Source organism: Bacillus cereus group sp. N8, assembly GCF_016483685.1.
Taxonomy (GTDB): Bacteria; Bacillota; Bacilli; order Bacillales; family Bacillaceae_G; genus Bacillus_A; species Bacillus_A proteolyticus.
Map to the genome: position 1 here is coordinate 1 of NZ_JAEHBK010000144.1, position 380 is coordinate 380.

The following is a 380-nucleotide window of genomic DNA, read 5'->3' on the forward strand; positions in this document are numbered from 1 at the left end:
TGGTCAAAGTGATAATCTTTACCGTCGATTTTAAACCAACCGTCTGAATAAAGTGAACCATCTTCTCTAGCACAATACCAAAGGTATCCGTATGCAAGAGGCCAAGGTCTATATCCACCACCAACTTGGAACCATCCTGTTTTAGCTGCTCCATTCTCATCAAAGTAATAATATTTATTATCGATAGTTTGCCAGCCCGTTTGTGCTACGCCGTTATTGTCAAAATGGTATAGCTTACCATCGATTTTTTCAAATCCTGCGCGATTAACTGATCCATCTTCATGAAAATAATATTTTTTTCCGTCAATGTTTTCATAAGCATTGAACGTGTAATTGCGACCATTTGTGAAATAGTATCTTTTACCGTCTATCATTTTCCA

At 37.1% G+C, this 380-nt stretch carries 1 pseudogene; it reads right to left on the reverse strand.

The annotated features are described in order from the left end of the window. Positions 1-380 (reverse strand): annotated as a pseudogene (locus JDS80_RS30770) (cell wall-binding protein); the annotation flags it as partial.